Annotated in this window: 22 protein-coding genes; 10 read left to right on the forward strand and 12 right to left on the reverse strand. The window is 71.4% G+C overall.

Annotated features, from left to right (window positions below; genetic code table 11):
- Positions 1–199 precede the first annotated feature (199 nt).
- Positions 200–826 (forward strand): alpha-ketoglutarate-dependent dioxygenase AlkB, encoded by a 627-nt coding sequence (locus D9V36_RS39975; protein WP_129298072.1) that lies wholly within the window; start codon positions 200–202, stop codon positions 824–826.
- A gap of 81 nt (positions 827–907) precedes the next feature.
- On the opposite strand, the gene D9V36_RS39980 is transcribed toward D9V36_RS39975, so the two are convergent.
- The 5 genes from D9V36_RS39980 to D9V36_RS40000 all read right to left on the reverse strand — a co-directional run bounded on the left by D9V36_RS39980 (position 908) and on the right by D9V36_RS40000 (position 4945).
- The gene (locus D9V36_RS39980; protein ID WP_129298073.1) at positions 908–1186 is read right to left on the reverse strand and encodes a hypothetical protein; all 279 of its coding nucleotides are present in this window, start codon (positions 1184–1186) and stop codon (positions 908–910) included.
- A gap of 362 nt (positions 1187–1548) precedes the next feature.
- Positions 1549–3036 carry a PLP-dependent aminotransferase family protein gene (locus tag D9V36_RS39985; protein WP_129298074.1) on the reverse strand — a complete coding sequence of 496 codons (1488 nt, stop codon included), beginning with the start codon at positions 3034–3036 and terminating at the stop codon, positions 1549–1551.
- A gap of 214 nt (positions 3037–3250) precedes the next feature.
- A complete protein-coding gene (locus D9V36_RS39990; protein ID WP_129298075.1) occupies positions 3251–4015 on the reverse strand; it encodes an ankyrin repeat domain-containing protein in 765 nt (254 codons plus the stop codon).
- 45 nt (positions 4016–4060) lie between these two features.
- Entirely contained in the window at positions 4061–4261 is a 201-nt protein-coding gene (locus D9V36_RS39995) for a DUF4180 domain-containing protein (RefSeq protein WP_241721242.1), read from the reverse strand.
- Between the two features lie 75 nt (positions 4262–4336).
- Positions 4337–4945, reverse strand: a complete 609-nt coding sequence (locus tag D9V36_RS40000; protein WP_129298077.1) for a TetR/AcrR family transcriptional regulator — start codon at positions 4943–4945, stop codon at positions 4337–4339.
- 182 nt (positions 4946–5127) lie between these two features.
- On the opposite strand from D9V36_RS40000, the gene D9V36_RS40005 reads away from it, so the two are divergent.
- Positions 5128–6012 carry an alpha/beta fold hydrolase gene (locus D9V36_RS40005; protein ID WP_241721403.1) on the forward strand — a complete coding sequence of 295 codons (885 nt, stop codon included), beginning with the start codon at positions 5128–5130 and terminating at the stop codon, positions 6010–6012.
- On the opposite strand, the gene D9V36_RS40010 is transcribed toward D9V36_RS40005, so the two are convergent.
- The 3 genes from D9V36_RS40010 to D9V36_RS40020 form a co-directional block, all read right to left on the reverse strand.
- Entirely contained in the window at positions 5994–7262 is a 1269-nt protein-coding gene (locus tag D9V36_RS40010; RefSeq protein ID WP_129298079.1) for a glycosyltransferase, read from the reverse strand. The two genes, D9V36_RS40005 and D9V36_RS40010, sit on opposite strands and share 19 nt — an antisense overlap.
- A 181-nt stretch (positions 7263–7443) precedes the next feature.
- Positions 7444–8502 carry a class I SAM-dependent methyltransferase gene (locus D9V36_RS40015; protein ID WP_129298080.1) on the reverse strand — a complete coding sequence of 353 codons (1059 nt, stop codon included), beginning with the start codon at positions 8500–8502 and terminating at the stop codon, positions 7444–7446.
- Positions 8503–8627: 125 nt separating this feature from the next.
- Positions 8628–9818, reverse strand: coding sequence for an acyltransferase family protein (locus D9V36_RS40020; RefSeq protein WP_241721243.1), 1191 nt, complete (start codon positions 9816–9818; stop codon positions 8628–8630).
- 431 nt (positions 9819–10249) lie between these two features.
- On the opposite strand from D9V36_RS40020, the gene D9V36_RS40025 reads away from it, so the two are divergent.
- Entirely contained in the window at positions 10250–11326 is a 1077-nt protein-coding gene (locus tag D9V36_RS40025; protein WP_241721244.1) for a S1 family peptidase, read from the forward strand.
- A gap of 84 nt (positions 11327–11410) precedes the next feature.
- Here D9V36_RS40025 and D9V36_RS40030 read toward each other — a convergent pair whose 3' ends face one another.
- Together D9V36_RS40030 and D9V36_RS41305 are read right to left on the reverse strand one after the other, a co-directional pair.
- Positions 11411–12439: an aminoglycoside phosphotransferase family protein gene (locus D9V36_RS40030; RefSeq protein ID WP_129298081.1), complete on the reverse strand. Its 1029-nt coding sequence runs from the start codon at positions 12437–12439 to the stop codon at positions 11411–11413.
- Positions 12440–12880: 441 nt separating this feature from the next.
- Complete coding sequence (locus D9V36_RS41305; RefSeq protein ID WP_164993126.1) at positions 12881–13798, reverse strand: hypothetical protein; 918 nt, start codon at positions 13796–13798, stop codon at positions 12881–12883.
- Between the two features lie 747 nt (positions 13799–14545).
- Here D9V36_RS41305 and D9V36_RS40040 point away from each other — a divergent pair.
- The 4 genes from D9V36_RS40040 to D9V36_RS40055 all read left to right on the forward strand — a co-directional run bounded on the left by D9V36_RS40040 (position 14546) and on the right by D9V36_RS40055 (position 19196).
- The gene (locus D9V36_RS40040) at positions 14546–15238 is read left to right on the forward strand and encodes a hypothetical protein (RefSeq protein WP_241721245.1); all 693 of its coding nucleotides are present in this window, start codon (positions 14546–14548) and stop codon (positions 15236–15238) included.
- A gap of 122 nt (positions 15239–15360) precedes the next feature.
- Positions 15361–16107, forward strand: coding sequence for an IPT/TIG domain-containing protein (locus D9V36_RS40045; protein ID WP_129298083.1), 747 nt, complete (start codon positions 15361–15363; stop codon positions 16105–16107).
- Positions 16108–16278: 171 nt separating this feature from the next.
- Positions 16279–18345 carry a beta strand repeat-containing protein gene (locus D9V36_RS40050; RefSeq protein ID WP_241721246.1) on the forward strand — a complete coding sequence of 689 codons (2067 nt, stop codon included), beginning with the start codon at positions 16279–16281 and terminating at the stop codon, positions 18343–18345.
- A 284-nt stretch (positions 18346–18629) separates the two neighbouring features.
- A complete protein-coding gene (locus tag D9V36_RS40055) occupies positions 18630–19196 on the forward strand; it encodes a GNAT family N-acetyltransferase (RefSeq protein WP_129298085.1) in 567 nt (188 codons plus the stop codon).
- Between the two features lie 92 nt (positions 19197–19288).
- Here the strand turns inward: D9V36_RS40055 and D9V36_RS40060 are convergent, their stop codons facing one another.
- Both D9V36_RS40060 and D9V36_RS40065 read right to left on the reverse strand, forming a co-directional pair.
- Complete coding sequence (locus tag D9V36_RS40060) at positions 19289–20746, reverse strand: cysteine desulfurase (RefSeq protein ID WP_241721247.1); 1458 nt, start codon at positions 20744–20746, stop codon at positions 19289–19291.
- A gap of 136 nt (positions 20747–20882) precedes the next feature.
- Entirely contained in the window at positions 20883–22265 is a 1383-nt protein-coding gene (locus D9V36_RS40065) for a family 2B encapsulin nanocompartment shell protein (protein WP_129298086.1), read from the reverse strand.
- Between the two features lie 683 nt (positions 22266–22948).
- On the opposite strand from D9V36_RS40065, the gene putP reads away from it, so the two are divergent.
- From putP to D9V36_RS40080, 3 genes are all read left to right on the forward strand, one after another.
- Positions 22949–24451 carry a sodium/proline symporter PutP gene (gene putP, locus D9V36_RS40070; RefSeq protein WP_164993127.1) on the forward strand — a complete coding sequence of 501 codons (1503 nt, stop codon included), beginning with the start codon at positions 22949–22951 and terminating at the stop codon, positions 24449–24451.
- 452 nt (positions 24452–24903) lie between these two features.
- The gene (locus tag D9V36_RS40075) at positions 24904–25377 is read left to right on the forward strand and encodes a hypothetical protein (RefSeq protein WP_241721248.1); all 474 of its coding nucleotides are present in this window, start codon (positions 24904–24906) and stop codon (positions 25375–25377) included.
- Positions 25374–26720 carry an ATP-binding protein gene (locus D9V36_RS40080; RefSeq protein ID WP_431357737.1) on the forward strand — a complete coding sequence of 449 codons (1347 nt, stop codon included), beginning with the start codon at positions 25374–25376 and terminating at the stop codon, positions 26718–26720. Before D9V36_RS40075 ends, D9V36_RS40080 begins: the two co-directional genes overlap by 4 nt.
- Positions 26721–26776: the final 56 nt, after the last annotated feature.

Below are 26776 nucleotides of genomic sequence, written 5' to 3' on the forward strand. Positions count from 1 at the left end.
GCCGCGGGGAGGCAAGGCCGTGTCGTCGGCGGCTGCCGTTGCCTCGCCGGGCAGCGCGTGCCGGGGTGCAGTGATTGGTATCGGGGTGTGTCGGGGGTGTGGGGGAGTGTTGCCGGAGCGCAACCGGTGGCGCGGGGAGTGCCGACGCGTGACCGCCACACTACAGAACACACATTCGAATAATGGGTACCCTGGAAGCATGGCCACGCACCTTCAGGGCTCGCTCTTCGACCAGACCGACGAGGTCCGTCTCGGCCCGCTGCGCGGCGTGCGCAGGACCGAGCTCGGTGACGGGGCCTGGCTCGATCTGCTGCCCGGATGGCTGAGCGGGGCCGATGCCCTGTTCGACCGGCTCGCTGCCGAGGTGCCCTGGCAGGCCGAGCGCCGGCGGATGTACGAGCGGGTGGTGGACGTGCCGCGGCTGCTCGCCTTCTACGAGGCCGGCGACACCCTGCCGCACCCCGTGCTGGCCGAGGCGAGGGATGCGCTGTCCGCGCACTACGCCACCGAGCTCGGCGAGCCGTTCACCACGGCCGGGCTCTGCTACTACCGCGACGGCCGCGACAGTGTGGCCTGGCACGGCGACCGGATCGGCCGCGGCCGACGCGCGGACACCATGGTCGCCATCCTGTCCGTGGGCGCGCCGCGCGATCTGCTGCTCCGTCCGCGGCGCGGCGGCGCCACCGTACGGCGGCCGCTGGGGCACGGCGACCTGATCGTGATGGGCGGCTCCTGTCAGCGGACCTGGGAACATGCGATCCCCAAGAGCAGCCGTGCGGCGGGGCCGCGGATCAGTGTCCAGTTCCGGCCCCACGGCGTGCGCTGAAGCCGGACGCGGGTGGGCCCCCGAGTACGCGTCGGCTCGGGGGCCCTTCAGCTGCTGTGGTCGGCTACAGCGGGGGAGTGGTCAGTGGCGGCGGCAGACCAGGTGCTCCCGGTGCCAGGTCCGGGTCCAGTAGCCGGGGTGACGGACGCCGTGCCGGTCACGCCAGGCCGGGTGCCAGGTCCGGGTCCAGTGTCCGTGGACCATGTGGCACCGGCCCCTGTCGACGTGTCGGGTGGTCGTGTGGTCTCCGTGGTGCGACGGCGTGGCCGAGGCGACACCCACCGAGGAGAGGAGGGTGCCTCCGGCGAGAGCAACGGTGGCGGCGCCGAGAGCGAGGGCGCGCTTGAATCCGTCAGTCATCGATCGTGCCTTTCTGCATTGCCATGGCGCGAAGCCATGGGCGAGATGCCCTGCCGATGGCCGGGCAACACTGACCATGCACCCGTGGCGCCCTCCATATGCGGCTAACACCAAAGGTTTTGCACAATGCAGACGGAGTGTGAAAGAGAGTAATTATCAGACTAAAGGGTGGTGAGGGGGGTGGGCGTGGTGTGGTGGTCCTGGCGGCGGCGGGCCGATGTGCGGCCGCTCGGGGACCGCACCAACTCCGGTGCGGTGTACGCCGACTGGAAGCGCCGATACCCAGGGCTCGACCGAACGTGGTGTCGGGCTGAAAGCGGTGCCGGACCGAAAGCGGTGCCCGGCCGATGGCCGTGCCCGGTTCAGGCGACCCAGCGCGCTCGGCGGGTGGCGGACGACGGTGAAAGCCCCTCCGTGAGGGCGGCGGCCATGCGGTGCACGGCCTCGCGCAGGGTCTCCGGCGAGGTGGTGTAGGGGATACGCAGGCGCTGTTCGAACAGGCCGGGATCGGTGCCGAAGTACGCACCGCCCTCGATCCGTACCCCGTAGTCCAGGGCCCGTTCGGCCAGCGCCGAGGAGAGGGGCGCGCCGAGGTCCACCCACAACGACAGTCCGCCGGGCGGCAGTTGCCAGGTCCACTGCGGCAGGTGCTCGGTCAGCGCCGCGGCCAGAGCGGCGCGCTGTCCGCGCAGCTGTTCCAGGCGGGCCGGCAACAGTTCCCCGGCACGGTCCAGGAGCGGGACGGCCAGCAGCTGGTCCAGCACCGAGCCGCCCATATCGGTGGCGGCTCGCTGGCCGGCGAGTTCGGTGACGAGCTGCGCGGGGGCACGCACCCAGCCCATGCGCAGACCGCCCCAGTGCGTCTTGCTCATCGAGCCGATGGTGATGACCTGGCCGGCCCCGCCGGGGGTGGCGCGGGAGGCGAACGGCGGCGGGGCCGGGACGTCGAGGGCGAGGTCGGCCAGGGTCTCGTCGACGACCAGCCAGGCGCCGGAGCGCTCCGCGGCGCGCAGCATGCGGACGCGCTCCTCGTCGGGCATGAGGCAGCCGGTCGGATTGTGGAAGTCGGGGAGCAGATAGGCCAGTTGGGGAACCGTCTGGCGGAAGGTCGACTCGGTGATCTCGATGTCCCAGCCGGTGTCGGTCACCGGGACCGACAGGGTGCGCAGCCGGGCGCGGCGCATGGCCTCCAGGGCGTTCGGGTAGGACGGGTTCTCGACCATGACCCGGTCACCGGGCCGGCACAGCAGCCCCAGGACGAGCGTGAGCGCGTGCTGGGCGCCGGCGGTCACCAGGATCTGTTCGGGGATCGTGGCCAGTCCCCGCCGGGTGAAGCGCTCGGCGACGGCGGCGCGCAACTCCGGGAGGCCGTACGGGTGGTAGCCGGGGGTGTGCGCGTGCTCGGCCAGCCGCGGGGCGACCTGGGCGAGGGCGTCGAGGAGCGTCCGCTCCGGCAGTCCGGGGGCGGCGCTGGCCAGGTCGATCGCGGTGTCCTGGGGCCCGAGGAGCCGTGCGATGCCGCTGGGGGCCCGTCCCTCCGGAAGGGCCGTCCAGGTACCGGAGCCCTGGCGGCTGTGCGCGTAGCCGCTCTCGCGCAGCAGGTCGTACACGGCGGTGACGGTGGCCCTGCTGGTGTGCAGGGCCGTGGCCAGCTCCCGTTCGGCGGGGAGCCTGACGTGCAGCGCGATGCGTCCGTCGAGGATCAGCGCACTGATCGCCCTGGCCAGGTGGCGGTAGGCCGGCCGGGCCTCTGCCGGGTCGGGCAGCATCGCGGCGAGCTGTCGGCCGCCCAGGCTCCGGTCGGCGCGGTCCGCCCGGTCCGTGTGCGGGGACCGATGCCGGTCGGCCATGCCACTCTCCCGGGATCGGTCGTGCTCACCAGGTCAATGACTCTACAGAGGCGGCAGGTTGGCCGTCAGGCGCAGGGGCCTGTTCAGGGTTGGTCCCTCTCCTCAGGCCCTGCTCGGCTGCCGGGGCGGTGCCGCACGCACTCCGCACCCCGCGGCGAAGCAGGGCTGTCCGTGGCGGCGTTGCCCCGTGGCCGTGACACCCGGCCGGCGCGTCTCAGCCCCGCAGGGCATCCTGCAGAAGCGCGGCGATCAGGGCGTGCCCCGTCTCCCCCTGCCAGTGGGCTGCGCCCCTTCCGCCCGGTGAGCTGACTGTCAGCTCGATGAGCTCCGTGCCCTCGGAGCGGGGACTGCGCCGGACCTCGCACCTGCTGTTCCGGGCGGCGCGCGCCCTCTCCCGCAGTTCGCTCTCGAGGTCTTTGCCGCACTGTTCGCGGGCCAGGTCCCCTGCCGTCCGGCCCCACGTATCGGTGAGTCGGGGGTCGGCGCCGTGGCACAGCAGGGCCCGTACCACCGCGATCGATCCCCGCTCGGCCGCCGCCATCAACGGGGTCCGGTCGCGATGGCGCGCGTGGGGATCGGCATCCGCCTCGAGCAGCAGCCGGGCGGTCCGGTGGTGGCCGCAGGAGGCCGCCCACATCAGAGGGGAGTAGGCGGTGCCGTCATCCTCCCGCCGGTCGGGGTCGGCACCGTGGGTGAGCAGTTCGCGCACCACCTCGACGTGGTCCCAGCACGCCGCCGCACACAGCGGCAGACCCGAACTGCCCGGCTCTCCCCGGCTCTCCGCATCGGGCGGGGCGCCCGCTTCCAGGAGCAGTCGCACCAGGTCCGTGTGGCCGCTCACCGCGGCAAGGTACAACGGCGTCTCCCCGTCGGCGCTCGCGACGGACGGAGAAGCCCCCTGCCGCAAGAGCGCGTCCACCCGGTGCACCTTCCCCCTCTCGACGGCGGTGATGAGTCGTTGGGTCGACGACGTGGTCATGCGGTGTCCTTCCTCGGGGGCGTCATCGGTCCGCGCCCCGGCCCTTCAGACGCTGCTCCCGCGGTTCTCCGGCATCGGCGAGGCACCCCGTCTGCGGCCCGCGTCTGCCGCCCACGTCTGCCGCCCGCGGCCGCACTCGTGGATGACGTCCCGCAGCGCCGAACCGGCCGTCGTACGGCGGGAGACGTCACCGAGGACGGCAACCCGGACAGGCACGTCGTCGAGGGTCTGCGGGGTGGTCGTCACGGAGGCCGAGGCTAACCGCAGGTGCCGTGGGTGTCGACGTAATTCTCCGCGCGGCGGCTGCGGTTGCCGGGCGGTTCACCCACCGTCCGGGAAGAGCCGGTCCAGGTGGTGGCGGAGGACCGCCGCTGCGGCGTCCGGAGTGCGCTGGCCCACCAGGACGCTGGTGCCCAGGCCCGCCGACAGGGCGAGGAGGCTGATGGCCTCCGTGCGTACGTCCGTGCCGGGCGGGGTCAGGCCGGCCTCGCGCGCCCGCTCCAACTGGTCGGCCACCACGTCCTCGGCGGCATCGGGGCCGTCGATGAACGGCTGGGCGGCCAGTGTCTCGTCCGTCACGGAGAGCACGGCGTAGGCGGTGTAGACGAGGTGGAAAGCCCGGCTCTCCTCGTCGCGGGGGAGTGCTTCGAGGAGGATGGCCTCGATCGTCCCGCGTGGTCCCGGGGCGTGGCCGGCGGCCCGGACCCGGTCGGCGATACGGGCCCCGAGCCCGGTGGTCAGCTGCTGCAATCCGTGCAGCAGCAGCTTCTCCTTGGTTTCGAAGTAGTACTGCACCAGCCGCAGGGACACCCCCGCTTCGGCCGCCACCTCGCGCATCCCGATGGCGTGCAAACCGCGCCGCCCGGCGACCCGGATCAGCGCCTCGGCGATCTGGGTGCGCCGCTCTTCGTGGTCCACGCGCTTCGGCATCAGCCCGTGCCCTCCGCCTCGTTCGTTCCGTTCCGGCCTGCGGGATCGGCTACATGGTACCGCTGTACCACTTTAGTGATACGGTGGTATCATTAAAACCCGCTGTCAGGAGGTGGCCTGCCGTGCCCGGCACCAGGACGCAAGACCGCAACCCCGCCGTCGGCCGCTATGTGAACGAGGCCATGCGCGACCGGTACTTCGCCGCGTGCGACGCCGTCTACGCCCTGGGGCCGGCCCCGGACGGGGAGTGCGACGTGGAGACCCGCTTCGGGACCACCCACGTCTACCGGTACGGCCCGACGGAGCCCGGCGCCGCCTCCCGCACTCCGGTGGTCCTGGTGCACGGCGCCGGCGGCAACTCGTCGATGTGGTACCCGAACGTCGCCGCCTTGAGCGCGCAGCGCACGGTCTATGCGATGGACACCCCCGGCGATCCGGGCCGCAGCGTGCAGCGCGAACCGATCCATCAGCCCGAACGCGCCGCCCAGTGGCTCGACGAGACGCTCGAAGCACTCGGACTCGACCGGGTCCACCTCATCGGGTCCTCCTACGGCGGATGGCTCACGTTGAACCAGGCGCTGCACCGGCCCGGACGGCTGGCCTCGGGCACCCTGCTGGATCCGGGCGGCCTGGAGAAGGTCGGCCTGCGGTTCTTCGCCTGGATCTTCGTCAGCCTCTTCGCGACCTGCGCCCCGAAGGCGCTGCGTCCACGTCTCGCCGCCTGGCTCGCCCAGCCGGTCCTGGTGGTGCCGGAACTGCGCGCGATGGTGCGGCTCGGCGTGCGCGCCCACCGCATCCGCCGCCCCTCACCGCTTCCCCTCACCGAAGCCGAACTGCGCAGTATCCGTACCCCGCTCTACCTGCTGCTCGGGAAGCGGAGCCTGATGGTGCACCCGCAACGGCAGCAGGAGCGCGTCCCGCGCCTGGTGCCCGGCGCCCGCGTCGAGATCGTCGCCGACACCGGCCACGGGCCGCAGATCGACCATGCGGAGTCGGCCAACGGCCGGATGGTGGGCTTCCTGGACTCGGTGGACGCACTCGGGCAGCCTCAGCGGCCGGGGGCTTGATCGCCCCTGCGGTCTCCTCCCGCTCCGCGCTCGACCGCCGCCAGCACCCGGCCGGCGCCGTCCTCCGTGCCCAGCAACGCCGCCACCTGGCGGGCGCGATGACGGTATCGGGGCTCGCGCACCGCCTTCCCCACGGCGGCCGCGAGGTTTTCTGCGGTCAGCCGCTGGAAGGGGATCCTCCCGGGGCTGACGCCGAGGGACATCAGACGTGACGCCCAGAAGGGCTGGTCCAGCATCATGGGAACGGGGACCGCCGGCACGCCCGCGCGCAGGCCGGCCGCCGTGGTTCCGGCCCCCGCATGGTGGACGACGGCTGCCATCTGCGGAAACAGCCGGGCGTGCGGGACCTCGCCCACCGTCAGGACGTCGTCCCCCTCGACCGACAGGCCCGCCCGGCTCGACTGGACGACACCGCGTACCCCGGCGAGCCGCAAGGCGCGTGCCAGGAGGCGTCCCAGTCGCTCCGGGTCGCCGGGCGTCATGCTGCCGAAGCCCACGAAGACCGGTGGCGGACCGGCCCGGAGGAAATCCGCCAGCCTGGATTCCGGTGCCCAGCCGGGGACTTCCGACGGCCACCAGTAGCCCGCCACCTCCAGCCCCGGCCGCCAGTCGGCGGGCCGGGGGACCACTGCCGGGCTGAATCCGTGGTGGACCGGCCAGGTGGCCCGGCGCCGCTCCAGGGCCTCCCGTGTCACGCCCAGCCGGCGCTGCAGATGGCGCACCCCGGGAGCGAAGGCCCGGGTCAGCAGCGACTGCGCGCACTGCCCCAGCGCCCGGTTGGCGAGCGGCCCCCACGACGGCACGTCGAAGATGACCGGAGGGAACTCCCGGGTGGGCTCCAGGGGCTGCAAGAACACCCCGGCGCACGGCAGTTGCAGCCCCTCCGCCGCCACCAGCCCCAGGGGAGCCAGGCTGCTGGAGAACAACAGGACCTCGGCACCCGAGGCACAGGCCTCGGCTACCGCGTCGGCCATCTCCGGCGCCAATTCCCTTGCCAGCCGCATCTGTTCGGCCTTGGAGAGGCCGGCGCCCCTGCCCGGCCCCTGCCCTGGTGTGTCCTTTGCTCCGGACGTGGCGTACCGGTCGAGCGGAAGCGGGTGGAAGCCCAGCCCGCTGCGGCGTACGAGCTCGGCCGAGCGTGCATGGGTGGCCATCACCACCCGGTGTCCGGCGCGATGCAGCCGGGCCCCCAGGCCGGTGTAAGGAGCGACGTCCCCGTGCGAACCCGCGGTAGCGATCAGGATGTGCATGGTCGGCAGTGTCCCGTTCCGTCGGCTGCGGCGATTCCGGCTGCGACCGGCTTCACTCCGGCGGCGTAACCGCCGCAATTCCGTGTGGAGCCGAACGCGGGCGAAATCTCCCGCAGTGGTGTGGTGGACGAGGGCCGGGTGACCTCCCCGCGGGCGCCTCGGCGGCATCCCGGCGCGGTGGTCAGTCGCGGCGTGCGATCACCCGGTAGGCGTTGGACAGCCGGGTGCGCCGTGTGAAGGGAGCCAGCAGGAGGTCGAGCCCGATGAGGACGAGGAGCACGGGGGCGACGGCCGACAGGGAGAGCCCACGGACCCAGCGGCTCACCCGCCCCGGCCTGCGGGGCAGCCAGGGCAGATCCTCGCTCGGCAGGACGGATTTGAGCAGGTTCACCGCCGCGGACGTCAGATCGGTGGGGACATGCGGCTCGTGCCGGTCGGTGGCCACGACGGTGAATCCCTGCTCGGCCAGTGCGCTGCACAGGTTGTCCAGGGGGACGAAGTGCAAATGCTGCGGCTGGAGCCACGGCCCCCACCACTGGCCGAGCAGACGGGCGGAAGCGGATTCCGGGTCGGGCACCTCCACCAGAAGGTGACCGCCGGGCCGGAGCGCGGTGTGGGCGGCGGCCAGTTCCTGCCGTGGTGCCAGGGTGTGTTCCAGATAGTGATGCATGCTCACCACGTCGTACTGACAGGCCAATTGACCGGCCAGCCCGACGAAGGACCCCCGGTAGGCCCGGGAGATACGGCCCTTGCGTGCGGCGATCTCGACGCCCTCGCCCCAGTCGAGCCCGTGGAACCGGGTGCCCGGATGGATCTTCCGGGCCTCGGCGCAGAAGTGGCCGTGACCGGTTCCCACGTCCAGCCACTGTGACGGGCGGCCGAACGGGAGCAGTGCCCGGGCGCGGGCCCGGTAGAGCCTCACCGCGAGGGGCGAGCGGGCCAGCCGGGCCATCGTCGCCTCGCCCAGGCCGTCGTAACAGTCCCGGTAGTAGAAATCCAGGCCGTCCGCGCTCAGCCGGGGATTCTGGAACACGTGCCCGCAACTGCGGCACTGGTCGAGTACGAACGTCCCGGGCTTGTGCTGGGGGTGGTCGGTGGTGCGCAGGCGCCCGCGCAGCCGGGAGGAGGTGCACCAAGGACACGTGGTGCGCCGTGGTTCGAAGAACCGCTCCAGCCCGTGCGCCAGCTCGTCCTGGTACCGGTGCCGGTGGGCGGCGATCTGCTCGCTTCGCATACTCATTTGGGGGGCTTCTTTCCGATGTGGTCCTGAGGGGGAGCGCGGCCACCGTGCGGAGGGCGGGTGGGGCGCCGGGCCGCTCCGGGGCCCGGGCGCGCACCGTACGGACGCCGGAACGCCCGGGTGCGCTACGCGGTGGCGGCACGGGGGCGGGCACGGCGGGGCACGGAGAAGCGCCGTACGCACGGCCGTTCCACCCCCGCATACAGCAGCCACGAGGTCAGCAGCACGACGGGCAGGCCGGCCAGGACCACGGCGAGGTTGCTCCATCCATGACCCGTCAACGACAGGTACAGCAACCCCAGCACCATGAAGTGGACGAGATACATGGCGTAGGAGATCTCACCGAGGAACACCAGGACAGGCATGCGCAGCAGCGACTTTCTGCCGCGCAGGTCCAGCTCGGCGGTCGCGTGCACGAGCGTGGCGAGCGGGATCACGGTCGAGGCCGCGTACAGGAAGCTGTGCGGGAGATACGCGGAGTTCACCACGATCGCGCTGATGACGCCCAGAGCGGCCGGGAGAACACCGATGCGCGGAATCCGCACTCCCGTCATGGAGAGACGGGCCAGCATCATGCCGAGGACGAATTCGGGCAGCCGCGTGATCGGCAGCATGTACAAGGACCAGTATCCGGGAAAGGGCGGTCCGCCCGGGTTGAGGACGAACTCGTAGAGCACCGGGCAGGCCCAGACGACCGCGACCGCCCCACCCGCCCCGATCAGCAGTCCACGGCGTGACAGCCGCTCGACATACGGCAGCAGCAGGGGGAAGAGAAGGTAGAAAAACCCTTCGGCGGCCAGTGACCAGGAAACCGGATTACCCGCGGAGACAAAGCGCTGGCTGGGAACCCAGGTGTTCACCAGAAAGAGGCTGGACAGGTTCGCCGGCCATCCGGAACCGTGCGTTGCCGTCCCTCCGGCACAGACCAGCGCGGCCATGATCACGCACCAGGTCAGTACGTGATTGGGCAGAATCTTGGCGGCCCGGCGCCGCCAGAAGGCACGTGCGGTGTCGGTCGGGCGGGCGGAATGCGTCAGCACATAGCCGCCGAGAATGAAGAAGAGCGAAACCGAACTCGCCCCGACCCATACCTCGGGCCCCAGGGTCCGGGCCAGGTGAGGGTTGATCAGCAGCGCGCTGTGGGTGTAGACGACGCCGCCCGCAGCGGCGAACCGCAGACCGGTCAGAGAAGGCAACTGCCGGGGCCGGCCCGCTCGTGTGCCGCCCTGCGCCGACGGCTCCGGCGCGCCGATGCGGCCGACGACGCGGCCGGCCGTCGCGGTGGAGGGGGACGACGGTCCGGGGAGATCGTGCACGAGTGGCCTCCTGCGGGAACGACCGGGCCCATGACCACCACGCGGATGCACGGGGGTGCGCGGAGGGGGTCGCCGGGGGATCGGTGGAAAGGACTGATCCAGCCCGTGCGGAGGAATGGGCGGCCCGTCGCGCGGATACCTCGATTGACCCACCGCTCTACGCCCGTGCCTAGGGAGGGCGACCCGATTTCACTCATACGGCCCAGGGGCAGGCCCTGGAGCGTCGTAAGTCCCGCCCGCAGCAATGCCCGTAGCCGGCGTGACCCGCCTGGCATCCCTTGGGTGATTCCCCGGCCGTACAGGTGATTCCTGCGGACCCGTGGCCGGGCGGGTGGAGCGCGAAGCAGCCGGAGGGAAAGAATGACGTCGTTCCGCCGTGCCGTGCACACCGGCTGTCCGGGGGCGCCGATCACCCTCAAAGAGGTCTTGAGTTGAAGCACACCAGCGCATCTGAGTCCCGCACCGTCCTCGGCAGTGCGGGAACCGTGGTTCTGATCGCCGCCGCACTCACCCTGCAGTGCGCCCAGGCCGCCCCTGCCAAGGTCCCTGAGCCCCCGTCAGCCACTGCGGCGGCGCAGCGTGCCAGGACCATCAGCTCCGCCCTCGGAACCAGCGCGGCGGGCTTTTACTATGACGCGCCGCGCAACACACTCATCGTCAATGTGACCACCACGGCCGCCGTGGCCAAGGTCCACGGCGCCGGTGCCGAGGCCAAGATCGTCAAGCACTCCCTCACCTCGCTGAACGCGGCCCGTGCGACCCTCAAGCAGAAGGCCACCATCCCCGGGACGTCCTGGGCGATGGACCCACGGACCAACCAGGTGGTCGTCGTCGCCGACCGTACGGTCAAGGGCGACCGCCTGGCGCAGCTGACGAAGGTCACGGCCTCGCTCGGCGACCGGGTCGTCCTCCGGCAGTCGGCGGGCACGCTCCGGCCGCTGATCGCCGGCGGCAACGCCCTCTGGGGCAGCGGCGCACGCTGCTCGCTCGGCTTCAACGTCATCAGGGACGGCCGGCCGTACTTCCTGACCGCCGGCCACTGCGCCAACGCGGTGCGCGACTGGTCCGCCTCACAAGGAGGTCCGATGATCGCGGTGACGGAGGCCGGCTCCTTCCCCGGCGACGACTTCGGGATCGCCAAGTACACCGACGCCGGTATCGCCCACCCCAGCCGGGTGGACCTCTACAACGGCAGCCTGCAGCCGATCGCCAAGGTGGGCGATGCCATCGTGGGCGAGCGGGTGCGGCGCAGCGGCAGCAGCACGCATGTCCGGACCGGGGACGTCACCGCCGTCGAGGTGACGGCCAACTACCAGGAAGGGCCCGTCGACGATCTGGTCCAGGCCGGGATCTGCGCGGAATCCGGGGACAGCGGCGGCTCGCTCTTCGACGGAGACACCGCGCTGGGCCTGACCTCGGGCGGCAGGGGCAACTGCCTCCTGGGCGGCGAGTCCTTCTACCAGCCCGTACGCGAGGCCCTGGAGAAGACCGGATCGCACCTCGGCTGATCTGCCGGAGGGCCCTGACCGGCCCCCTGGCCAGCCCCCTGACCAACGGGCCGGTCCGGGTGGGCCGGTCCGCGTCCGGACGCTCTACGGACGCCGCGAAGGCAGCGGCTTGAGCCTCGGCCACCGCTCCAGCATGCTTCGGCGCAGGTCCGAACAGAGCCGGTGCAGACCGCGCAGGTCGGGCCGCTCGGCCGTCATCCGTGCGACGACTCCGAGCCGGTGGGCCAGCCGTTGCCGGGCAGTGGCGGTGCCCCACTTCCAGTCGTGGTCCGGGATGCGGGCCAGGTGGTCGACGGTGCCGCGGTGCGCCCGCTGCACCAGGGCGTCGCCGCGCAGCAGCCAGCCGGCACAGGCGTCGGTCAGATCGCCCTGGGGCTCGGTGCCGGTCGCGGTGGTCCATGCGGTGCGGTAGGCCGTCTCGGCGCGGTCCATGAGCGGTGCGGCTGCCGCGGTGGAGCACCAGCAGGTGGGAAAACCGATGTGCAGGTAGGCGAGTTCCACGATCCCGTTGCCGAGCGTGGCCTGTTCGAAGTCGATGAACCGGACGCCCCGCGCGGTGTGCAGGTCATTTCCGGGGCACGGGTCTCCGTGGAGCAGGGCGTGCCCCGGCTCCCGGCCGAGCCGGTCCACGAGTGCGTCGAGTTCGGCGGGTGCGCCGGACGGCACGGTCACGTCCAGCGCCTCGGCGAGGTGGAGGAAGGAACCGATGTCGTCCTGTGCCGGGCCGGACCAGGCCGGCAGGAGTCCGGCGTCCTCGGGGGCGCCGGTGGCGTGCAGCCGGGCGAGTGCGGTGGCGTAGTCGACGATCCATTCACGGGACGGCCGGCGGGGTTCGAGGTGCTCCAGAACCAGTACGCGTTCCTCGTCGTCGGTGCCCAGCAGGCCCGGCACGAGGGCCGGTTCGGCCCGGGAGGCGAGCCGCAGGGCCGTCACCTCGCGTGCATACCGCTGAGCGGCGTCGGGGGCGCCGACGATCTGTTTGACGACCACCGGTGTCCCGTTCAGCGCGACCCGCCAGACGCGCGAGCGCGGGCTGCTGTCCAGCCTGCGGTGTCCCGCGGGTGTCCCCAGCTCTGCCCGTAATCCGTCTCCGAACGGCAGTTGCGATGTCATGGCCCGCATCCTGCCACCCGCGCGAACGGGCGTGGCGGCCGGTGTGCGTGCGCGGCCGGGGGAAAGCGCATGCGGTGTGCGGCCGTTGCGGAGGCCCCCGGTTCCGACGGACCCCCGGTGCGGTCGGGCTCGTTCGCACCGGGTGCCGGAGACAAGGGGGGACCGCCTCGCCGCCCCCGGATGCGGCGATGCGGGATGAGGTCGTACCCGCGTTGCACGGCAGAGCAGCGGGCCGGACCGCGCCCCCGTCGGTACTACCGTCCCGACGGGGGACTCGGACGGCCCGGGGAGGAATGGCTACCAACCCGCGCCTCGCCGGCGGAGGAGACCGCCGCCCGTGCCCCCTTTGGAGGGGCCCTGAGCGGGCCCTCGTCCGAGGTGCCCGCTGTGGGCATCAGGTCGTCCCCACCGCCGAGAGCTCCGCGCAGCGCGTGGCTCGTCTCAGCCGATGGTGGCGCCGGTGGTGGTGGCGCCGGTGGTGCCGCCGAGGCCGCCGCCGATGGTGGCGCCGGTGGTGGTGGCGCCGGTGGTGCCGCCCAGGCCGCCGCCGATGGTGGCGCCGGTCGTGGTGGCGCCGGTCGTGCCGCCCAGGCCGCCGCCGATCGTCGCGCCGGTGGTGGTGGCGCCGGTGGTGCCGCCCAGGCCGCCGCCGATGGTGGCGCCCGTGGTGGTGGCGCCGGTCGTGCCGCCCACGCGGCCGCCGATCGTCGCGCCGGTGGTCGTGGCACCGGTCGTGCCGCCCACGCGCCCGCCGATGGTCGCGCCGGTCGTGGTGGCACCGGTCGTGCCGCCACCGAGCCTGCAGCCCGCCGGCCTCAGGACGAGCCTGCCCTGGACGATACGAACCTGGCAGAGCACGCCTCCGCCGCCGCCGATGGTGGCGCCGGTGGTGGTGGCGCCGGTGGTGCCGCCCAGGCCGCCGCCGATGGTGGCGCCGGTGGTCGTGGCGCCGGTGGTGCCGCCCACAAGGCCGCCGATGGTGGCGCCCGTGGTGGTGGCGCCGGTCGTGCCGCCCACGAGGCCGCCGATGGTGGCGCCGGTGGTCGTGGCGCCGGTGGTGCCGCCCACAAGGCCGCCGATGGTGGCGCCCGTGGTGGTGGCGCCTGTGGTACCGCCCAGGCCGCCGCCGATGGTCGCGCCGGTCGTGGTGGCTCCTGTCGTGCCTCCTCCGCCGCCGATCGTGGCGCCGGTGGTGGTGGCTCCTGTGGCTTGTTCGGTGCTGGTCGGGGCCCAGGCCTTCGTTGTCTGCGGCGCTTCACTGCTCATCGCGGTGATCGCGCCCACCGTTCCGGTGAGTGTCACGGCCAGGAGAGACGCACCTATCACGTGCGGGATGCGCTTCCGGATGTTCGTCGCCATGATGCCTCCTCTTGAGTGGACGGGCCGTCGATAGCCAGCCTGGGAGGTCGCCCATGACCGCGGTGTTGAACCGGCGTGGCCCTCGCGTGACGCGGCCGGTACCGGGCGGGAATCCGCCGCCTCGTACCGGCCGCCCCGTCCCTGGTGGGCCGGCCCGTCAACCGAACCGGTCCGCGCCGGACCAGGCAGGCGCAAGCGCCGATCGCAGATGGTGTCGAGGTGATTGCTACCTGTGATATAGGGCGGCGCGGAGGGGCCGCTGGGGGAGAAGAGGCCGAGCCGGACCCTGGCGGGCCGGACCGGTCCGGCCCCGACCAGGCCGAGCCGGACCCGCCCCGACCGGACCCGGATGAGCGACGTCCTCAGTCGCGCCGCGGCGCCACGGTGCCGCCGTCCGGGGCAGCGGTGACAGGGGGTCGCACGGAGCACGCGCGAAGTGCCACCTCCGACGTTGTGCGGCACGGCCGTTACGCGCTCTGCCATCCGGGTGACGGGGCGTCAAGAGCGTTGCAGGTGTGCTCACTCGGGTGGATTACTGGGACTCATCCAATCCGGTGGGCCGCCTACCCTCTCGGGCGAGTGGCAGCTGGCCTACCTCGACAACACACCCACGTGAGGGCAGGCGGCGGTGCAGCACCGGCACCGCGACGGATGCCCTCCCACGCAGAGGAGTGAAGACACCAGGCAGGTGCCGTTCGTCGGCATCCGCCGGTGCGGCGGCTCACATCACCTCTTCCTGGGGACGTCATGCGAACTGTCCGTACATTGCGCTCCATCCTCGGTGTCTGCGCCCTGACCGTGGCGCTGACCGCCGGGCTGGCCGCGGTCCCGAACGAGGCACACGCCCAGACGCCTGTGCTGTGCAGTGAAACCTCGCTGGTCAACGCGATCACGGCGGCCAACGCGGCCGGTGGGGGCACCCTGGAGCTGGTCCCGTTCTGCACCTACCGACTCACCAGCGCGCACGGCACCGGACCCACCGGTCCGGTGGGGCTGCCGCCCATCACCACGTCGATCACCCTGCTGGGAGTGGGCGCCACCATCGTCCGTGACCCGAGCGCACCGGCCTTCCGGGTCCTCCAGGTCCAGGGAGCCGCCAACGTACCAGGCACCAAAGGCCAGTTGAGCCTGGTGGGAGTCACCATCCGCGGCGGCAGTGCCGTGTCCCCCTGGCCGGGGGGCGGCATCTCGAACCTGGGGGGCACGGTCTCCCTGCTCACCAGTGCCGTCACCGGCAACACCGCTGTTGCCGGGGGCGGAATCTACAACGACAACGGTGCCGTGTCGCTGACCGCCAGCTCCGTCACCGGCAACACCGCCACCACCACCGGCGGCGGCATCTACGTCAACTCCGGGGGCGTGACCCTGCTGGGCACCAGCGTCAACGGCAACACCCCGGACAACTGTGCTCCGTCAGGCAGCGTCATCGGCTGCACCTGACGGCCGGCCGGCGCATCGGCCATCACGCACCAGGAAGCTCACCCCGACACCGACGGTGTACCCAGCCGCGCCGGTTTCGGCTGCTCACTCCCACTCACACACTCCACAGAAGGAGCATCGCCATGCCCATCTCTCCCAATCAGGGTTCGACCGGAGGCGGGACCATCGTCACCATCACCGGTACCAACCTCGGCGGCGCCACCGCCGTGCACTTCGGCTCCAAGACGGCCACCATCACCGCCAACACCCCCACATCGGTCACCGTCATCAGCCCGTCGGGCAGCGGTACGGTTCCCGTGACCGTGACCACTCCCGGCGGCACCAGCAACCCGCTGTCGTTCTTCTACGTGGGCGCGCCGTTCAAGTCCAGCATCTCCCCCGTATCCGGCGTCACCGCGGGCGGTAACACCGTCACCATCACCGGCACCGGCCTGACCACCGCCACCGCGGTGAACTTCGGTGCCGTCTCGGCGACCCCGACCGTGGTCAACGACGGCCAGCTGACCGTCACCGTCCCGACGGGCACGGGCCCCGGGCCGGTGAGCGTCAGTGTCACCACCGCGGGCGGCACCAACAACGGCCTGTCGTACACCTATGTCGACGCCCCGACCGTCACCACGCTGAACCCCAACTCCGGCCCGGCCAGCGGTGGAACCGTGGTGACCATCACCGGCACCAACCTCAGCACCACCCAGTCGGTCCTCTTCGGCGCCACGCCCGCACCGTTCACCGTCATCAGCGACACCACGGTTTCCGTCGTCACCCCGCCCACGGCGGACGGTTCCCCCGGTCCCGCCACCGTGACCGTGACCACCACCGGTGGCGTTGCCACCGCTGACTTCACCTACCTGGCCGGCCCCGGCATCTGACCGGTACCCCCAGCCGACGACCGCCTGGCCCCCGGCCAGGCACCCGCACCACCCGTCCGGACAGGGTGCGCCCTGCCCTGCCCGGCCCTCCCCCAGCTCACCTGACGAGCCTCGGCCCGGCGCTTCTCCTCTGCGGCCGGCCGGGGCTCACGCTCTCGAAGGACCATGGCCGTGAATCGCTCAGCAGAACCGCCAACCGCTTCCGCCGCGCAGACGCCGGCCGCAGCAACACCCGCAGTCCTCTCCGTCTCTCCCTCCTCGGGTGCCTCCGCGGGCGGCACCACCGTGACCATCACCGGCACCGGCTTCACCGGCGCCACCGCCGTGCGCTTCGGTGCCACACCGACGCCGTCGTTCACCGTCGTCTCCGACACCCAGATCACCGCCACCACCCCGCTCGGCACCGGCACGGTGCAGGTCACCGTCACCACCCCCAGCGGCACCAGCAACCAGTTCGTCACCTTCTCCTACGTCGCCACCCCCGCGCCGGTTTTGAGCTCGGTGGTTCCTGCTTCGGGTCCGTCGTCGGGTGGTACGACGGTGACGTTGACGGGTTCGGGTTTTACGGGTGCGTCGGCGGTGCGGTTCGGTGGGGTGTCGGCGTCGTTCGTGGTGAATTCGGCGACGCAGATTACGGCGACGGCGCCTGCGGGGTCGGGTACGGTGCAGGTCACTGTGGTCGGGCCGGGTGGTACGAGTAACGGTGTGTCGTTCACGTATACGGCGGTTTCCGCGCCGGTGCTGTCCTCGGTGGTTCCTGCTTCGGGTCCGTCGTCGGGTGGTACGACGGTGACGTTGACGGGTTCGGGTTTTACGGGTGCGTCGGCGGTGCGGTTCGGTGGGGTGTCGGCGTCGTTCGTGGTGAATTCGGCGACGCAGATCACGGCGACGGCGCCTGCGGGGTCGGGCACGGTGCAGGTCACTGTGGTCGGGCCGGGCGGTACGAGTAACGGTGTGTCGTTCACGTATACGGCGGTTTCCGCGCCGGTGCTGTCCTCGGTGGTTCCTGCTTCGGGTCCGTCGTCGGGTGGTACGACGGTGACGTTGACGGGTTCGGGTTTTACGGGTGCGTCGGCGGTGCGGTTCGGTGGGGTGTCGGCGTCGTTCGTGGTGAATTCGGCGACGCAGATCACGGCGACGGCGCCTGCGGGGTCGGGCACGGTGCAGGTCACTGTGGTCGGGCCGGGCGGTACGAGCAACGGTGTGCCGTTCACGTACACCACGGCCTCCGTACCGGTACTGACGTCCGTGACCCCGTCTTCGGGCCCCGCCGCCGGGGGCACCACCGTCACTCTCACCGGTACGGGCCTGGCCACCACCAGCGCCGTACGGTTCGGCGCCACGGCGGCAACCTCCTTCACCGTCGTCTCCGACACCCATGTCACCGCCGTCGCCCCTGCCGGGACCGGCACGGTGCAGGTCACCGTCACCACCCCCGGCGGCACCAGCAACGGCGTCTCCTACACCTACTCCGTGGCGCCCTCCCTGAGCGGCGTCAGCCCCAACCAAGGGCCCACGAGCGGCGGGAACACCGTCACGCTCACCGGCACCAACCTCACCGGAACGACCGCGGTCACCTTCGGCACCACCCCCGCGACCTCCTTCACGGTCCTGTCCCCGACCCAGATCTCGGCCGTGGTCCCCGCGGCGACCGCGGGTCCGGTGGACATCACCGTGACCACCCCGGGCGGCACCAGCACCCTCCAGAGTGCCTACTTCTACGTCAGCACCCCGGTCCTCACCGGTGTCGCCCCGCCCTCGGGACCGCTCTCGGGCGGGAACACCGTCACGCTCACCGGTATCCATCTCGTCGAAGCCACCGCGGTGCGCTTCGGGACGACCGCGGCAACGGGATTCACGGTGGTCTCGGACAGCCAGATCACCGCCGTGGTTCCGGCCGGAGCCGCCGGCCCGGTCGACGTCACCGTGAGCACCGCCGGGGGAACGAGCAACGGGATCTCCTACACCTACCTCGCGGCACCGGTCGTCACGAGCGTGGTCCCCAACACGGGGCCCACCGCGGGCGGTATCACCCTCACCCTCACCGGCACCGGCTTCGCCCAGGCGACCCAGGTGCTCATCGGCTCCGACCCCGCGGGGTTCACCATCGTCTCCGACACCCACATCGTCGTCGAAGCCCTGCCCGGCGCCGCCGGTCCGGTCGCCGTCACCGTCACCAGCCCCGGCGGCACCAGCGCACCGGTGACCTATACGCGGGTTGCCTCACCCGGGATCTGAGGTGGCGGGCCGGTTCCTGACGCCGAAGTGGTGGGCCGGCCCCGGTAGGAGGGGCGCGCCCTGCGCGAGCCGTCCGGCCGGGGCCCCGCCACCGCACCGCCAGGAGCGCCCCGTGCCTGCGTCTCTCCCGCTGCACGACGCATCCCGGGGCGCCACAGGGAGGCGGCGCACGCCGCTGTGCGACGATTCCGGACGCAGCGCAAGGGGCGACGACGGCACAGCGACTCGTCCGGAAGCGCGAGCACAGAACAGGCCGACGTGGAAGTGGGACGGGTAAGAAGCAGATGTTCGCGATACCGCTGGGCGACGACGGCGCGGAGCTGCGGCCACTGGAGCCGTGGCATGCCGGGGAGTACCTCGCCCATATGGACCGGGGCCGGGAGTACATCGGCCGCTCCATCGGACTGCCGGACCGCGTCACCGATCTCGCGTCCGCCACGGCGCTCCTGCAGATCTATGCGGACAAGGCGGCGGCCGACAGCGGTCGGCTCTACGGAATCTGGCTGGACCGTGTGCTCGTCGGCGGCGTCCTCTTCAGGACGTTCGACACCGAGTCCGGCAACTGCGAGGTCGGCTGCTGGCTGGAGGAGGCGGCCGTCGGACGCGGGCTGATCACCCGCGCGATCCGGGTGCTCATCGACTGGGCGGTCGAGGAGCGCGGGATGCACCGTGTGGAGTGGATCGCGTCCTCCTCCAACACCGCCAGCATCAATGTCGCCAAGCGGCTCGGCATGGTGCGGGAGGGAGTGCTGCGGGAGAGCAACCCGTACCGCGGCGTACGTCACGACATGGAGATCTGGTCGGTCCTGGCCGGAGACTGGCGCACACAGCGGGCGTCCGGCGGCCGGTGACCTCGGCCCGCCGCAGGCCCGGGTCTCGGTGTCGGCGTTGCCGTACGGGTTGCCGACTGCAGGACGGTCGGCAACCCGTACGGACAGCGGGGTCAGGCGGTCTGCTGCAAGCGGTGCAGTGATGCCACCAGCTTGTCCACCTCCTCGGATGTGTTGTAGAGGGCGAGTGAGGCGCGCGCCGCGCTCTCCAGGCCGTAGTGGGCCAGCGCCGGTTGGGCGCAGTGGTGGCCGGCGCGGATGGCGATGCCGTCGCGGTCCAGCCACGCGGCGATCGTGGACGGGTCGTGGCCGGCGAGGGTGAAGGTCAGGACCGCGATTCTGTCGGGCGCGGAGCCCAGCACCTCAAGGCCGGGGACCGTGGCCAGGGCCTGCTGCGCGTACGCCATCAGCGAGGTCTCGTAGGCGGCGATGGCGTCCCGGTCGAAGGAGGTCAGCCAGTTCAGCGCGGACAGCAGACCGACCACGCCGGAGATGTGCCCGGTTCCGGCCTCCAGGAGGTGCGGTACGGGGGCGTAGGCGGTGCGGTCGAAGCTGACCGACTCGATCATGTTGCCGCCGCCCTGCCACGGCGCCATGTTCCGCAGGATCTCCGGCTTCGCGTACAGGGCGCCGATGCCCGTCGGGGCGAACAGCTTGTGCCCGGAGAACACATAGAAGTCGGCGTCCAGGTCCTGCACATCGACAGGGAAGTGGGCCACCGCCTGCGCCCCGTCCACCAGTACCTTGGCGCCGTAGCGGTGGGCGAGTGCGGTCATCTCGCGCACCGGCGGTACGGTGCCGAGCACATTCGACGCCTGACTGACCGCGACGAGCCGGGTGCGCATGGAGAGCAGGTCGGCGTACGCGTGGAAATCGATCTGGCCGTCCGGCCGCAGTGGTACGGGTACCACCCGGGCACGGGTCTCCTTGGCGACCAGCTGCCAGGGAACGATATTCGAGTGGTGCTCCAGTACGGGCACCAGAATGTCGTCCCCGGGGCCGAGGTTGGCCCGTCCCCAGCTCTGGGCGACGAGGTTGATCGCCTCGGTGGTGCCGCGTACGAAGACGATGTCGTCCGGAGAGGGTGCGCCCAGGAACCGGGCGACCGCCGCCCGGCCCGCTTCGTAGGCCTCGGTGGCTTCCCGGGCCATGGTGTGCGCACCACGGTGGATGTTGGAGTTGGCGGATCCGTAGAAGCCGGCCAGGGTCTCGATGACCTGGCGGGGCTTCTGTGTGGTGGCCCCGTTGTCCAGCCAGACCAAGGGGTGCCCGTTCACGGTCCGGTGCAGGATCGGGAAGTCCCGGCGCGCCATCTCGGGTGAGAACGCGGCCTGTTGGCCGGGGAGGCCGCTGGGTGGTACGGGCTGGGTGACGGCGGCTTGCAGGGGCTGGGTGGTGGGGTGTATAGGGCGGTCGTCGGGCCGGGCGTGGGCAGCAGGCTCAACGCTGACCGGGCCGGCGGTGGCCTGAGCAGCGGTGACCGGATCGGCGGTGACCGGGCCGGCGGCGGCCTGGGCGGCGGTGACCGGCTCCGCGGGCGCGTTCGCGGCCGCGTTCGTGGCCGTGCTCATGGCCGATGCTGCCGCCAGTGCCGTGGCCAGTGCCGCAGTAAGTGCCGCGGCAGGATCGGCGGGATCGGGGGATGTCGGGTCGCCGGTCGGCGGGTTCGCGGGGGGAGCCGTGTGCGGCCACCGGCCCCCGGTAACGTCAGGAATAGTCATGGTAGTTGGAGACCTCGACGTTCTGCAGCACGGCGAGCGCATCCTCCACCAGCACCGCGGTGTTGAAGTAGGCCGTCATCAGGTACGACGTGACGCCCTTCTGGTCGACGCCCATGTTCCGCATCGACAGGCCGGGTTCCACCTCGTCCTCGACCTTCGCGGGACGCAGGCCCACCACGCCCTGCTCCGCCTCACCGGTGCGCATCAGCAGGATCTCGGTGGTGCCGATGCCGGCACTGCCGGAGAACCGCACCTTGTCGGAGGGGAGCAGCGGGACCCCGCGCCAGCTCAGCAGCGGACTGCCGAAACGGTTGTCGATGACCGGGGGCACACCCCGGCGCGTACATTCCCGGCCGAATGCGGCGATGGCCCTGGGGTGGGCGAGGAAGTAGCCGGGCTGCTTCCAGACCCTGGTCAGCAGTTCGTCCAGGTCGTCGGGGGTCGGGGAGCCGGTGCGCGCCTGCACCCGCTGTCCGGGGGCCACATTGTTGAAGAGGCCGAATTCCGGGTGGTTGAGCAGCGAGGCCTCCTGCCGCTCACGCAGGGCGTGCACGGTGAGGTTGGACTGGGCACGGGTCTGGTCGATGGGCCCGTTGTAGAGGTCGGACACCCGGGTATGGACGCGCAACACGGTCTGGGCGAGCGTCATGTGGTACTCGCGGGGTGTGTCCTCGTAGTCGACGAACGTCATGGGGAGTTCCGGTTCGCCGACGTGCCCGGCGCTGAGATCGACCGGTACCTCGGCGCCCGGCAGGACGCCGTCCGCCGAGAGGTAGGCATCCATCGCTCCCCGTACCGCCGTGTCGCGTTCGCACAGCCCGGTGAGCACGCTGCGTTCGACGCACAGAGCCACGCCGGGGGTGAGCGCCCGTACGCGGTACGGAAGCGGCTCGGAGCGGGTCCAGGCATCGAGATCGAAGAACTGGCCGTCACCGATCACTTCGAGTACGGCGTCCTCGCCGTAGCGGCCGCTGACCCGCTTCTCGGCACGCCCCTGGGCGATGACCCACAGCTTGTCGTGCGCCTCACCGTCCTGGGCCAGCATTTCTCCGGCCTCGAAGGTGACTTCCGTGAAGGAGCCCGCCAGTTCGGAGAGCAGCGCATCGTCGGCGTCCCGCAGGTACGGAAGTTCCCGCAGGTCGCCCGGGATGATGCGGGGCGAACCACCGTCGTTGTGGGTGCTGATGCGGTCGTCGCCGAGGACGTAGGTGCGGCGGCGGTTGACACGGAAGACACCCGATTCGACATCCACCCAGGGCAGGGCGCGGAGCAGATAACGCGGCGTGATGCCGCGCATCTGCGGGCTGGTCTTGGTGGTGGTCGCCAGTTGCCGTGCCGCATCCGGGGTGAGACTCGTCTGGTCGTTCATCACAGGACCTCCTCGACGACGGGCGTGTCAGGTGGCCGGCACCGGCCGAGCGACACGCGGAAATCTGATCGTGTGGTCGAGGCCCGCCACCCGCAACCAACCGTTTGCCGGCGTTAGGCCGGAATTATTCGCTGTACGAACTTCGCAATTACGGATATATGTGCGATCGTCGGGTCGTGGGGTGCCGCTATGGTGCGCACCCCTTCCGGGATCTTCGGAGTCGGGGCACCCCGGTCGCTTTTTCCTGCTGCTTGCCGTACCGGATATGCGGCGCGATTTGCTCTCATAACATGCCTTGGTGATTCTTCAAGGAAGGCTTATGCGGGGGGAGTTGAGCCTCTTCGGCACCGCGCCAAACCACCCTGTGGGCTCTTTCTTTCTGCGGCTTCCCGCTGCCCCGTTGGTCCGGAACGCAGAGTTCACGGGTGCCTGACGGGTTTGGCGTGTTGTGGGGAAGCGCACCCGGGTATGGCCCCGGGGTCCGGGCCGTCTCACGTCTGTGCGGCCTTTGATTGCAAGGGACATCCGTCCCAAGGGGTGCCGCTGCCGATGGCTGCTCCGTATTGTCGGCTCGCGCCGGAGCCTTCCCGTCCGGAAGCTCCGTGTGGGATCCCCTACGGGCCCGCGATACCTGGCAGTGCCTGCACCGAGGAGCAGTGGTGACACCCCTGATCGTACCGGTCATGATCGTATTTGGAATATTCCTGCTCGCCATGGTGACCGTGGGTATCTGGACGTACCAGGACACGTTGACGTTCTCCGACTTCGCCCTGGGCGGGCGCCGGTTGAGTGCACCGCTGGCGGCCCTGTCCGCGGGGGCCAGCGATATGTCCGGCTGGCTGTTCCTGGGGCTGCCCGGCGCGGTGTACGCGGCCGGGATCGGCGCCTCGTGGATTGCCGTCGGCCTGGCCGTCGGTACGTATCTCAACTGGCGTCTGGTCGCACCGCGTTTGCGTACCTACACCGAGCTGGCCGGCGACGCCAAAACACTGTCGGCGTACCTGGAGGAGCGCTTCGAGGACGGCAGCAGGATGCTGCGCCTGGTCTCGGCAACCGTCATCGTCGTGTTCTTCACCGTCTACGTGGCCGGCGGCCTCTTGGCCGGGGGAGTGCTGTTCGAGGAAATCTTCGGCGGCGGCTTCGAATTCGCGCTCACCGTCTTCGCCGTGGTGATCGTCGTCTACACCGTGCTGGGCGGCTTCCGCGCGGTGAGTGTGACGCACTCGGTGCAGGCCACGGTGATGTTCGGCGCGGCCGTTGCGCTCCCGGTGATCGGTATCGCGCTGCTCGGGGGAATCGGCGCGATGCACAGGCTGCTCGCCGACAAGACGCCGGCCCTGCTGGACATGGGAGCCAAGGCCCATTTCGACGGCGCCCGCTGGACGTCCCGTGAGCCGCTCGGTGTGGTGGCCGTCATCTCCCTGCTCGCCTGGGGGCTGGGCTATTTCGGCCAGCCGCACATCCTGGCCCGCTTCATGAGCATCCGCAGCACCCGTGACATCCCGTTGGCCCGCCGTATCGGTGTGGGCTGGGTGGTCGTCTGTCTGGCGGGTGCCTCGCTCGTCGGGCTGGTCGGGATCGCCGCCCTCAACCAGCCGCTGGACAACCCGGAGACCGTCTTCATCGAGCTCTGTGCCCAGTTGGTCAATCCGTGGGTCGCGGGCATCCTGCTGGTCGCCGTGCTCGCCGCGATCAAGTCCACCGCGGACAGCCAGCTGTTGGTCTCGGCGATGGCCCTCACCGAGGACTTCTACCGGGCCTTCGTCAAGCGGCGGGCCTCGGACGCGTCGATGGTGCTGGCGGCCCGGGTGACGGTCGTGGTCGTGGCGCTGGTGGCCTACGTCATCGCACTCAGCGGCGGCGCCGTACTGGACATCGTCGCCTACGCCTGGGCGGGTTTCGGCGCCGCCTTCGGCCCGGTCATCCTGCTGTCGCTGTACTGGCCGCGCATGACACGGGCCGGGGCGATGGCCGGCATCGTGACGGGGGCGGTCACCGTCGTCATGTGGAAGCAGATCGACCCGCTGCTCGGGCCGCTCCGGTCGGGCATCTACGAGATGGTGCCCGGTGTGCTCGCGGCCACTGCCGCGGCGCTGCTCTTCGGGAAGTTCGTCGGCCGCCCTCCGCGCCGCACCTGGTCGGGCCCCATGGACAAGCGGGTCGGTGCCACGGTGCCGGCCGGCTGAGTCCGCGGAGGCGGGGCAGCCGGCAGCCGGGCACCGCGCCCGGTTCCGCGTCCCGGCCCCACGGGACGCACGAGCCCCAGCGGCCCACCGGGCCCCTCCGGCCCGCCAGACCCCTCCGGCCCACCGCCGAACGGTCCCCGGTCGCACCCGTCCCGGCAGTGCGTCACGCGTCTTATGATCCAGGAGGCTCAGCGTGCACCACGACGGGAAAAGATGTGCCTCTTCACCGTTCCTTGCCGCCTCCCGGGCTGAGGGTGGCGTCGTCCGCTCTTGCAGCGACGGGCCTGGCCCTGCTGTTGAGCAGTTGTACGCAGAGCGGGGAGCCGCTGAGCGCCGGGCCCACCTCGGCCGCCTCCGCCCCGGTGCGGCTGTGGCCCGAGCGGAAGCCCGCGCCACAGCCCGAGCGCGGAAGGGGGGAGAACCTTCCCGCGGCCGTTCCCGGCGTGCCGCCCGTGAGGTCCGGGGACATCCGCAAGGCGAACCTGTTCACCGTCGTCAAGGCACAGACCGCCGCGGGCTCCGCGCTCGACGGCGGGCCGCAGTTCGACTCCGCCACCACCAGGAAGATCCATGCCTGCGCCGCGGAGCCGGCGCGCTGCCCGGTGCGAAAGCCCCGGTACCGGGATCTGACGGGGGACGGCAGGGACGAACTCATCGTCGGCATCGAGGCGCCGGACCACTCCCTGGCACTGTGGGTCTTCACGCTCGACCACGGACAGGTCACCCGGATCATGGACGCCGGCGCGACACCGCTGTCGGTGGAGATCGCGAACGGCGATCTGATCCTGCGGGAGCCGACCGGCACGCCCGGCTATGACACCCGCACGGTCTACGCATGGGACTCGCGGACGCGGACCATGGCCCTGCGGTCGATGGAATTCGACCAGGCGCACTCCGCCACCCCCGCCCCGGAGCGCACACCGTGAGCGCCGGCCGGCCCCGGACGCGGCTGCGCCTGCCCGCCTGGAAACGGCTGCGCCTACCCGCCTGGACGATGACGCTCCACGGGAAGTTCGCCGCCTTCGTCATCGTCATGTGCTGTGTCCTCACGACGGTCGTCGGGGTCCTGGTGCACGTCCTGGTCGGCCGGCAGGCGGAAAGCCAGGCCCGCAGCGCGGCGCTGTCGCAGCTGGACTCCGTCGCGGCGGCGTACGTCGCCGGGGAACCCCTCGGCCGCGACGCCGCGGTGGACCCCGCTGACCTCCCCGCCCCGCTCCGCGCCATGGCACTGCGGGGCGAGCGCGGGACACAACTCGCCGACCACCAGGGCCGCCCGGCGATGTGGGCCGTCACCCCCGCCGACGGCAAGGCGCTGGCCGTCCATCTCGACTACAGCAGGCGCGCCGCCGCGATCCGTGGACTGGACCGGACCATCGTCGGCTCCTCGGCTTTCGCGATCGCCCTCACTCTCGCCGTCGGACTGTTCGGTGTCTCCCGTATCACCCGTCGCTTGCACCACACCGCACAGGTGGCCCGCAGAATCAGCACCGGCGATCTCGACGCGCGGGTGGACGACCCCCGCGTCCTGTGCGCCCCCTTCGCCCAGGACGAGACCGCCGCCGTGGCGGCTGCACTGGACGCGATGGCCGCCACACTGCAGACCAAGCTGCACAGCGAGCAGCGCTTCACCGCCGATGTGGCCCATGAGCTGCGCACGCCGCTGGCCGGCCTGCGGATCGCGGCGGAGCTGCTGCCCCCCGGCCGCCCGGCCGAGCTGGTGCGGGACCGGATCCGGGCCATGAGCCGGCTGACCGAGGACCTGCTGGAGATCTCCCGCCTCGACGCGGAGGTGGAGCGGGCCGATATCGAGGTGCATCAACTGGGGCCGCTGGCCGAGCGTGCGGTGCTGGCCACCGGGCTGCGGGCCGAGGTCCGTACCGAGCGGGACACCCGGGTGGAGACCGACCAGCGCAGGCTCCAGCGCGTGCTGGGCAACCTCGTCTCCAACGCCCACGGGCACGGCCGCCCGCCGGTCCTCCTGACCGTCGACGGCCGCGTCATCACCATTCGGGACCACGGGGACGGCTACCCCGGCCACCTCCTCGACCACGGCCCCCAGCGCTTCCGGAGCCGGTCAGGGAGCGGCCGGAAGACCGGCCACGGCCTCGGGCTGACCATCGCCATGGGACAGGCCCGTGTCCTCGGCGCCACGCTGCGCTTCTCCAACGCGCCGGACGGCGGAGCCGTCGCCGAGCTCGCCCTGCCACCGTCGGTCCCGGGACCGCGGCGCTCCCCGTCGACGGAAACCGGCAGCTCTCAGAGGTCCTGACAGCAGGATTTTTGAGGCGGTTCGGTGCACCCAGATCTTGCTGCGCACCGTTGTGT

The sequence above is a fragment of the Streptomyces lydicus genome (genome assembly GCF_004125265.1).
Lineage (GTDB): Bacteria > Actinomycetota > Actinomycetes > Streptomycetales > Streptomycetaceae > Streptomyces > Streptomyces lydicus_C.

Excerpts from the sequence above, each read along its gene's own strand:
- D9V36_RS40055 (WP_129298085.1), top strand. The coding sequence starts at position 18,630 with ATGTTCGCGATACCGCTGGGCGACGACGGCGCGGAGCTGCGGCCACTG.
- D9V36_RS40065 (WP_129298086.1), bottom strand. The coding sequence starts at position 22,265 with ATGAACGACCAGACGAGTCTCACCCCGGATGCGGCACGGCAACTGGCG.
- D9V36_RS39975 (WP_129298072.1), top strand. The coding sequence starts at position 200 with ATGGCCACGCACCTTCAGGGCTCGCTCTTCGACCAGACCGACGAGGTC.
- D9V36_RS41305 (WP_164993126.1), bottom strand. The coding sequence starts at position 13,798 with ATGGCGACGAACATCCGGAAGCGCATCCCGCACGTGATAGGTGCGTCT.
- D9V36_RS39990 (WP_129298075.1), bottom strand. The coding sequence starts at position 4,015 with ATGACCACGTCGTCGACCCAACGACTCATCACCGCCGTCGAGAGGGGG.
- D9V36_RS40030 (WP_129298081.1), bottom strand. The coding sequence starts at position 12,439 with ATGACATCGCAACTGCCGTTCGGAGACGGATTACGGGCAGAGCTGGGG.
- putP (WP_164993127.1), top strand. The coding sequence starts at position 22,949 with ATGATCGTATTTGGAATATTCCTGCTCGCCATGGTGACCGTGGGTATC.
- D9V36_RS39985 (WP_129298074.1), bottom strand. The coding sequence starts at position 3,036 with ATGGCCGACCGGCATCGGTCCCCGCACACGGACCGGGCGGACCGCGCC.
- D9V36_RS40045 (WP_129298083.1), top strand. The coding sequence starts at position 15,361 with ATGCCCATCTCTCCCAATCAGGGTTCGACCGGAGGCGGGACCATCGTC.
- D9V36_RS40040 (WP_241721245.1), top strand. The coding sequence starts at position 14,546 with ATGCGAACTGTCCGTACATTGCGCTCCATCCTCGGTGTCTGCGCCCTG.
- D9V36_RS40000 (WP_129298077.1), bottom strand. The coding sequence starts at position 4,945 with ATGCCGAAGCGCGTGGACCACGAAGAGCGGCGCACCCAGATCGCCGAG.
- D9V36_RS40060 (WP_241721247.1), bottom strand. The coding sequence starts at position 20,746 with ATGAGCACGGCCACGAACGCGGCCGCGAACGCGCCCGCGGAGCCGGTC.
- D9V36_RS39980 (WP_129298073.1), bottom strand. The coding sequence starts at position 1,186 with ATGACTGACGGATTCAAGCGCGCCCTCGCTCTCGGCGCCGCCACCGTT.
- D9V36_RS40015 (WP_129298080.1), bottom strand. The coding sequence starts at position 8,502 with ATGAGTATGCGAAGCGAGCAGATCGCCGCCCACCGGCACCGGTACCAG.
- D9V36_RS40010 (WP_129298079.1), bottom strand. The coding sequence starts at position 7,262 with ATGCACATCCTGATCGCTACCGCGGGTTCGCACGGGGACGTCGCTCCT.
- D9V36_RS40005 (WP_241721403.1), top strand. The coding sequence starts at position 5,128 with ATGCGCGACCGGTACTTCGCCGCGTGCGACGCCGTCTACGCCCTGGGG.